Origin of the sequence: Bacillus sp. AG4(2022) (genome assembly GCF_031844465.1) — a bacterium.
GTDB classification, from domain to species: Bacteria; Bacillota; Bacilli; order Bacillales; family Cytobacillaceae; genus Bacillus_AB; species Bacillus_AB infantis.
In genome coordinates this window covers 201,573-209,408 of record NZ_JAUZVH010000009.1, presented here as the reverse complement: position 1 = coordinate 209,408, position 7,836 = coordinate 201,573, and the positions used below count along the sequence as shown (strand labels likewise).

10 protein-coding genes and 1 pseudogene are annotated in these 7,836 nt (G+C 45.8%); 3 read left to right on the top strand and 8 right to left on the bottom strand.

Annotation, left to right across the window (positions count from 1 at the left end; translation table 11 throughout):
* Nucleotides 1–135: pseudogene (locus tag Q9R36_RS22220) on the top strand (MFS transporter); the annotation flags it as partial.
* 49 nt (nucleotides 136–184) lie between these two features.
* Here the strand turns inward: Q9R36_RS22220 and Q9R36_RS22215 are convergent.
* Nucleotides 185–388: a YwbE family protein gene (locus tag Q9R36_RS22215; RefSeq protein WP_009793955.1), complete on the bottom strand. Its 204-nt coding sequence runs from the start codon at nucleotides 386–388 to the stop codon at nucleotides 185–187.
* A gap of 108 nt (nucleotides 389–496) precedes the next feature.
* Here Q9R36_RS22215 and Q9R36_RS22210 point away from each other — a divergent pair, with 108 nt between their 5' ends.
* The gene (locus Q9R36_RS22210; protein WP_101550961.1) at nucleotides 497–964 is read left to right on the top strand and encodes a hypothetical protein; all 468 of its coding nucleotides are present in this window, start codon (nucleotides 497–499) and stop codon (nucleotides 962–964) included.
* 39 nt (nucleotides 965–1,003) lie between these two features.
* Here Q9R36_RS22210 and Q9R36_RS22205 read toward each other — a convergent pair whose 3' ends face one another.
* The 4 genes from Q9R36_RS22205 to Q9R36_RS22190 all read right to left on the bottom strand — a co-directional run bounded on the left by Q9R36_RS22205 (nucleotide 1,004) and on the right by Q9R36_RS22190 (nucleotide 3,514).
* Nucleotides 1,004–1,192, bottom strand: a complete 189-nt coding sequence (locus Q9R36_RS22205; protein WP_022543577.1) for a hypothetical protein — start codon at nucleotides 1,190–1,192, stop codon at nucleotides 1,004–1,006.
* A gap of 42 nt (nucleotides 1,193–1,234) precedes the next feature.
* Entirely contained in the window at nucleotides 1,235–2,014 is a 780-nt protein-coding gene (locus tag Q9R36_RS22200) for a divergent polysaccharide deacetylase family protein (protein ID WP_009793958.1), read from the bottom strand.
* Between the two features lie 164 nt (nucleotides 2,015–2,178).
* Nucleotides 2,179–2,844 (bottom strand): vWA domain-containing protein, encoded by a 666-nt coding sequence (locus tag Q9R36_RS22195; RefSeq protein ID WP_306009379.1) that lies wholly within the window; start codon nucleotides 2,842–2,844, stop codon nucleotides 2,179–2,181.
* Nucleotides 2,845–2,896: 52 nt separating this feature from the next.
* Nucleotides 2,897–3,514: a PH domain-containing protein gene (locus tag Q9R36_RS22190; protein WP_009793960.1), complete on the bottom strand. Its 618-nt coding sequence runs from the start codon at nucleotides 3,512–3,514 to the stop codon at nucleotides 2,897–2,899.
* A gap of 150 nt (nucleotides 3,515–3,664) precedes the next feature.
* Between Q9R36_RS22190 and Q9R36_RS22185 the strand changes: the two genes are divergently transcribed.
* Entirely contained in the window at nucleotides 3,665–4,576 is a 912-nt protein-coding gene (locus Q9R36_RS22185; protein ID WP_009793961.1) for a VanW family protein, read from the top strand.
* A gap of 28 nt (nucleotides 4,577–4,604) precedes the next feature.
* Here Q9R36_RS22185 and cls read toward each other — a convergent pair whose 3' ends face one another.
* The 3 genes from cls to Q9R36_RS22170 form a co-directional block, all read right to left on the bottom strand.
* Nucleotides 4,605–6,116 carry a cardiolipin synthase gene (gene cls, locus Q9R36_RS22180; RefSeq protein WP_022543574.1) on the bottom strand — a complete coding sequence of 504 codons (1,512 nt, stop codon included), beginning with the start codon at nucleotides 6,114–6,116 and terminating at the stop codon, nucleotides 4,605–4,607.
* A gap of 141 nt (nucleotides 6,117–6,257) precedes the next feature.
* Nucleotides 6,258–6,413 carry a hypothetical protein gene (locus Q9R36_RS22175; RefSeq protein ID WP_306009380.1) on the bottom strand — a complete coding sequence of 52 codons (156 nt, stop codon included), beginning with the start codon at nucleotides 6,411–6,413 and terminating at the stop codon, nucleotides 6,258–6,260.
* A 73-nt stretch (nucleotides 6,414–6,486) separates the two neighbouring features.
* Nucleotides 6,487–7,725 carry an ATP-binding protein gene (locus Q9R36_RS22170; protein ID WP_009793964.1) on the bottom strand — a complete coding sequence of 413 codons (1,239 nt, stop codon included), beginning with the start codon at nucleotides 7,723–7,725 and terminating at the stop codon, nucleotides 6,487–6,489.
* Between the last annotated feature and the right edge of the window lie 111 nt (nucleotides 7,726–7,836).

Below are 7,836 nucleotides of genomic sequence, written 5' to 3'. Positions count from 1 at the left end.
ACGCTCGTGCCCTGGGCGCTCATCCCTGCAGCAGCCATCTGCAATGTGGATCCTTTTGAGCTTGCAAGGAGGAATCTCCTGCCTGTCATCATTGGGCTTGCAGCCACTACAATTGTCGCCATGTTCCTAATATAAGTGTGAACGGGAGAGCAAAAAAAAGAGGCAGCTGCCATCAGCTGCCCCTCTATTTTTTTATGATTTCTGCCACTCTGCCCACTTGGCCGTCTGTCAGCCTCACCTTGATTCCATGCGGGTGGAAAGAAGAATTGGTCAGAAGATCCTTAATGATCCCCCTTGTCCTTGCCCCTGACCGCTGGTCCTTCTTTAAGATGATATCCGCTTCCATTCCAGGCTTAACATGCTCACGATATTTGCCGGTGTCAGACATGCAATCAGCTCCTTTTCCTTTGGCGCCATCAGGCGCGCTTTTTGTTCTTCTATTCTAATGGTATAATAGGCAGAACACAAAATTAACACCTTATCCATTGGAGGAAACATGCTTACTTTTGAAGAAAAATTAGCGATCATCGAGTCATTTCCCGAGCTTGAGAGAAAAGACGTCTCTCTTGGAAGAGTCAACTTCCATTATGAAGAAAGCGCAATAGACAAGAAAAATGTGGTTTACCATCTGCATCCTAACGGCAATGGCTTTGTTTTTGCAGAATATGTACAGAGTTATTCGCCTGACAGCAAAGGCATGGTGAACATCAGGGATTTCTCTGAATCTGAGCTTCGGGATATCATTGCAAAATCGATCCAGTCCCTCTCCGGCCATGATGCCGAAGAAGCCCAGCCTGCTGCAAGGCTGGAAGAAACATGGAGCAGCCGGAGCGGCGAGACCCTTGTCCTCATAGAGGAAGATGAAATGTGGAATGTATATGCCGGCCTGAACCTGGACGCCGCTTTTCTATCTTATCGGGAAGCAAAAGAATATCTTGAAGAAGAAGGATTTAAACGGAGCTAAAACTGAGAGGCAGCCTTATTGGGCTGCCTCTTTGTTTTCTTAAAAATTGCCATTCTGATTTTCCGGGCGGCTGTTATGGAGATGGGATTCAATATAGACCCTTTCTGAAGAAGAAACATGCTGTTCATTATGTTCGGGGTCTGTATGCTGGATTCCCTTCCTCCGATAGATAACATCAACCAGCACCCCGAATCCAAGGAGCCCGCCTAAAATGATGAGCCATAACATGATTATCACCCTTTCCACCTGCCTCATTTTGTCCAGTGGCTTTTAATAGAATGGATAATACTCTTTTCGGATCTCACTTGAAATGATCTCTGATACAGGGGCGATTCTGATGCCTTTCTCTTCAAAATACCCCTTTTCCTGAAGGATCCCTGCCGAACAGACCTTGCCAGTCACACCGACATGCCCGATTGCGATCCCTCTGCCCTGCTGCTCCGTGATCAGCGCCAGCTTCTTCATCTGCCGCCTGACATGGGAAACAGAAGAAATGTCATCAAGAAATACATCCCTTTTAATGAGCGGCACACCAAGCTCTTTTGCAATGATGGGAAATTTTGATTCAGGGCTTGTGCCGCTGTCCACAATATAAAGCTTCCGTTCTTTCGCAATTTTTACGATTTCCCTTACTATCCCTTCATCTTCCACTGCCCGCGATCCCATATGATTATTGAGGCCCTTTGCATAGGGAACGCTGTCAATGGCTTCATTGACCCTTTTCCTGACTTCTTCAGAAGACAGATTGGTTGTGATCGGTTTGGGCCCGAGCCATGATTTCTTTCCCCTTTTAGGCTCCATTGGCAGATGGACCATGACTTCGAATCCATTTTCATGCGCCCATTCAGCATGCTGTGCTGTCTGATCTGTAAATGGCATCACTGCTGCTGTAATCGGGATATCGCCTTCAAGGAAATCTTTTACGCCTCCGATGCCTCCTCCAAAATCATCTATGATGATAGCAGCTTTCCTTTCTTCCTGCTGGGTTTCGGCACTGGCAGATGAGGCAAAGAAAGAACATAAGATAAGCAATACGGCAATCTTTTTCATATTTCCTCCTGCTGATCGTTGTTCCTCTTACATTCCCCTGCGTGATGAGTGTTCATTCATAGCTCATGACAAGGAGTTGTTACTAATTGTATATACGATCTAAATTTATAAACGTTTCAATGTTCAGAAAAAATAAGAAAAGCCTGACAGATGCCAGGCTTTTCTTATTTTAAAACGCCTTTTTCCCGCGCTTCTTTAATCCATGATGGAAATTCATCAAGAAGATGGTCATACAATTCTTCATCGCTTACCTGCCCGATATCTTTAAAATGATAAAAATTCGCGTTATCAATATAGCGGCCTTCCATTGTATCCAATTTTTCCAGCACGTCGAAATTTGCATCGCCAATACCGACAAACTGCCAGAAAATAGGCTTGCCTGCCGATTTTACAATCGGTTTCCTGATCGTCTTTTTGCAGCCGCCATCATTGATAAAGACAATGAACGCAGGATCGCTGCTCGGATCTTCCAGTGTGTATTTGCTGATGACATCCTCCATGACAGGAGGTTCGTCATTGCGCCCGAATTTATGGATTAGATCGTTATTCAGGATATACTGATTAACATAGCCTTCAAAGTCCCTTTCTGTCACCGGCTTCAGCCTTGAGAACTCATTGTCATATACCCAGATATCGAGCATGCCGTCATCATCAAATTGGCTCGCAACGGCTAAGATCCGCTCCACTACTTTTTGTACCGTGCCGTTCCGGTACAAGGTGCGCATCGATCCTGAAATGTCTAAAACCAGGCCGACCCTCGCCTTGACGTGTGACAGCTTTTTCTTTTCCAGCACGACCCCGGCTGTTTTCTTCATCAAAGATATACTCATGCTACGCATCTCCCCGCTATGAATAAATTCTTATACTGCAGCGAACCGGTCCTCAATTATTAATGAATTTTTCAAAAACATATCCAAAATCTTTTACGTGGTATTTTTTCCTGCTGTTCATCAGCCAGTTAAAAGCGGTTTCGTTCAGCACCCTGAAATCATCCGTCAGGCTTCCTTCCCTTGCCCCTGCAGCCCTGCCCAATGTTGCAGAAGCTACTTCAATGCTCTTTTTGGCAAACTCCATCGAATGCTCATTTTCCGCACAAATTTCGGAGATTTTTATCAAGGCTTTATACAGGTCTTTCAGTTCTTCAATGAAGCGTTTATGTACATCTATGGAGAAAGCGGCAGAGCCTATCACAAATTTGATCTCTACATCCATGTCGACTGTCCCTGCTGTTTCCAGGAACACATTTGAAATTTGATGCTCCCTGAAGCTGTATCTCTTCAGGACTCTCTTCTTGCTCATCGCGCTTGTCCCATCTAAATGGATGACTGCTTTGTTTGTAAAGCAATATTCATCAGATTTGGATTTAATCAAAAAATAGATTTTTTCATTATCTTCATGCATCACATAATCATCAGCATCGACCTTATCATAGTCAGCCGGCGAGATGACACTGCCAATATCACTGATCCCCAGCACGTCTGAAGCCACCCTTTTGAACATATTTCTGCCTCCCTGAATAGTAAGATTCTTTTTTATAATCAGATTTATATTAGCATATACCGGAATTTTCTTCACTCTTTGAGGTGTACAGCCATTCTTCTGTATTACATGAAATTCAGGAGGCTTGCCCATACTATTTCAGGGAGGTGCATGATGAAGCTGTTATTATTTTTCGGCCTTATGGCAGCAGCTGGAGGAATTGGAACGGAACAGTTATCTGTGCTGCAGGAAGGCAAGGATGCAATAAAAGTCCAGAAAGAAGAATTCTCTGCCAATATACCCGGCCTGCCGCTGGCAGATGAAGATAAATTTAAAGCATTCCAGGCTAAAATGAACAGCCTGGCTTATAAAGAGCCGCAGGATGCCAGGATAGGCCCGGGAGAAAGAATCATCCCTGAAAAACCCGGAAGCAAATTGAATCAGGATTTATTTTCAGCGCGTTTTTATACTACTTACTACCAGTCAGGTTCAGGGAGCATTGAACTGCCTCTTCTCCCGATTTATCCAAGGGTCGACAGTGAGCTCATTCTATCTGTTAAAGCACGCCAGATCGGCCAATATGTGACCTATTTCAACTCCCATAATAAGGCCAGAACACAGAATATCAGGCTCGCGGCCGGATCAATAGACAGCATTGTTGTATTTCCCGGAGAAGTATTTTCATTTAATGAAACAGTCGGCAAGAGGACGGCAGCCAAGGGATATCTCCCAGCTCCGGTAATTGTCAGGGGAGAACTGTCCGAGGGGATCGGTGGCGGGATATGCCAGGTATCTTCAACCCTTTATAATGCTGTCGATAATGCCGGAACAAGCATCATCCAAAGATATTCCCACAGCAAGCGCGTGCCGTATGTCCCTTCAGGCAGAGATGCAACCGTAAGCTGGTACGGACCGGATTTTACCTTTAAAAACACTTATAACCAGCCCATCCTGATCCGCGCGCAGGTATATGGAGGAACGCTTGCCATCAGGGTCTTTTCTTCGGATGCCATCAAATATGAACCGCGGAACGTCCCAGGCGCAGCAAAGTTCAGCGAAGAAGATGAGAAAGCTGCTGACTGAACAAATGCCAGTCAGCAGCGCAAATGGATTAGAGCACTCCGGAAAACAGTCTGGAGAAGGACTCTTTCGTCCTCTCCCAGAGTCCGCGTTTATAATATTGTACAGGTGTTATCCGTACACTATCCCTCATATCTTCTTCGAAATGCGCTGACAGATCCCTGATTGAGCTGCAGCCAAGCAGGAAGACATTGACCTCGAAATTCAGGTGAAAGCTTCTCATATCCATATTCGCTGTTCCCACAGAAGCCATATTTCCATCTGCGATGATGATTTTCTGATGGAGAAAGCCTTTTTGGTAAGAGTAGACTTCAACTCCATATTTAAGCAGCTCGGAAAAATAGGACCTGCTTGCATACTGGGTGAGAAAGCTGTCATTCTTTTCCGGAACCATGATCCTTACCTCCACCCCTTTTGCTGCAGCCACCCGCAGCGCAGTCCTGATTGCTTCGTTCGGGACGAAATAAGGCGTGGCAATCCAAATCGACCTTTCTGCACTGGTGATCATCGAATAAAAGAAATCTCCCATGATTCCCTGCTGTGTATCAGGCCCGCTGGCAACCACCTGTATCGCCCCATTGATTTCATCCTCATCGGCTGGCCTTTCACTGACCGAATATTTGTCAAGGACCTGTTCCCGGCTGACATACTCCCAGTCCAGAAGGAAGACTGTATGCAGTGTGTATACGGCCTCACCTTCCAGCACCATATGGGTGTCGCGCCAGAACCCCATCGCTTCATCCTCGCCGAGATATTCAATCCCGACATTGAGCCCGCCGACAAAGCCGGTCTCCCCGTCGATCACGACGATTTTTCGATGGTTCCTGAAATTGATTTTCTGATTGAAGAAGCCGAATTTCAAAGGCAGGAAGCAATGAACCTTGATGCCCGCTTCCTCCATCCTTTTAATTTCATTCACAGCCATCTTCATGCTGCCGGCAGCGTCATACATGAAAAGGACCTCGACTCCTGCTTCAGCCTTCTCAATGAGGATATCAATGATCTCTTTGCCGAGCCTATCCGAGCGGAAGATATAGTATTGTATATGGATGAATTTTTTTGCTTTCTTCAGCCTTGCCTTCAGCTCTTCAAACGTTTCTTCGCCATTTTTCAGCATCTCAGCCCTGGATGAGGTGCTGATGGGGGTCATGCTGGCATTCGCAGCAAACCTGGCAAAGTTCTGCTGGTTATCCTGCAGAAATGTAAGGTCCGGTGAATCTTTCCGCTTCATCATCCTTTTCCACTGCTCTCTGTCATTGCTCCTTTTTGTGCGGAAAAGATATCCTTTCAGATAAAGCTGCCCTGAATATAAGTAGAACATATAGCCTGCCACCGGAATGAAGATCAGGACATAAATCCAGAGGAGCGTATGGTGGGAAGTGCGGTTTTCAAGAATCAGCGAGTAGATGCTCACCAGTATAATAAAAGCATACAGCCCTGCGCAGGCGAGCTTCCAGAAGTAGCCTGCACCGGTAAAGAACAGGACATACAGGGAAGCAGCCAATATAAGCAAAAAGACAAATTCTATTCTCTGTTTTTTCATACGATCATTCTCCATGTCTATAGAAAGTTTCCTTTTGTATACCCTTTGTGCCTTGAGAGGGAAACCTGGCTTGGTCTGCACCAGGTACGAAAAAAAACGGGCTGTGCCCAGTGGCATGCCCGCTTGCTTTATTCTCCCGAACTATTTTCTCATATTCTCCTGGTCTTTCAGCCTGTTCTGCTGGTCAGGCTTCCTTCCCTCTTTAAGCTTGTCAGGCGCTTCCCCGCCGGAATGCTGCTTTCGTTCATATTCAAGCAGGTTTTCCTGGTTCTGGCCATCCTTGTTATTTTCAGGCATGAGCTGTCCCTCCTAACGGTGTTTTTATCCTTATTCCCGAAAAGAGGCTTGGGAAACGCCTATTTGATCAGCATCAGTTAAATGAATGTCCCTTTGCTTCCGTCTGGGTTTTCGGGAGTATAATTTCAAAAACCGTCCCTTTATTGACCTCGCTGCTGACTTTGACGAGCCCGCTGTGATTTTCGATGATTTTAAAGCTGGTCATCAGGCCAAGGCCCGTCCCCTTTTCTTTTGTTGTATAAAAAGGCTCGCCAAGTGTGTTGATCCGCTCTGGAGGGATGCCTGTCCCTTCGTCTTTGATCATGACAGCCACATGCCCATCCTTCCTGTCCGCTGCCTTGATCGTGATGGTCCCGCCATCCGGCATGGCTTCAGCAGAATTTTTTATCATATTGATAAATACCTGCTTCAGCTGATTCTCCTCACACCATATCTCCGATTCATCCAGATCAAGCCCGGTGATTATCTGGACATTATGGATCAGGCATTGCGGCTGAATCAGTACAACCACTTCCTGAATCAGCTTCTTAAGATCGCATACCCTGTATACCGCAGCCGCAGGTTTGGCGAGGACAAGGAACTCTCCAACAATCAGATTGATCCGGTCCAGCTCTGAGATGGCAATATCGGCATACTCCCGATTTCCCTCCGCCTTCAGCAGCTGGATGAATCCTTTAATGCTTGTCAGAGGATTGCGGATTTCATGGGCAATCCCAGCGGCCATCTGCCCGACAAGCGCCAGCTTCTCTGACTTTTGCAGAAGCAGGTCTGCCTGCTCTTTTTTAACCGTAACATCCTGGCCGATTGAAAGCACTGCCTTCCTGCCCTGAAAGCTTGTAAATAAGGTGGACACTTCAAAATAAATCTTTTTGCCGTCAAGCCTGGTAATTTTCTGTTCCCTCCGGCCTGCCGGAAGTTTTTCTTTATATGTTACATCAAGTATCTTCTTGTATTTGGCGGCATCCGGCGCTTCCATAAAATCAAATACTGACCTGCCGACCAATTCCTCTTTGCTTTCAGCAGCCACCATCTTCTCAGCCGCTTTGTTTGCATAGACAATTTTGTCATAATCCTGGATGATGACAGGCTCCGGCATCGTTTCGATCAGCTGCCTGTAAAATGCTTCGTTCTCTTTCGCTTTCCCTGTAAGATATTTCAATTTGTCATATTGCCAGCCTACAAACCAGGCAATAATAGTGGCAATGGTGAAATCAACAATTTCCTTATGCCAGGGGTCATCGAAAATGAAGGCTTGCGTTAAAGTGAATAAAATAGAAATGCTGACTAAAGCGAATTGGCCCGTTCTCTTCATTTATAACAATCCTCTTTGGTGGATTTAATGTTGTCGGCGAAGCTTTCACTGCCTTAGTCAATACATTCTTTTTCCGGGCCAAAATTCCTTCCCGGCAGAAAAAATATTAAA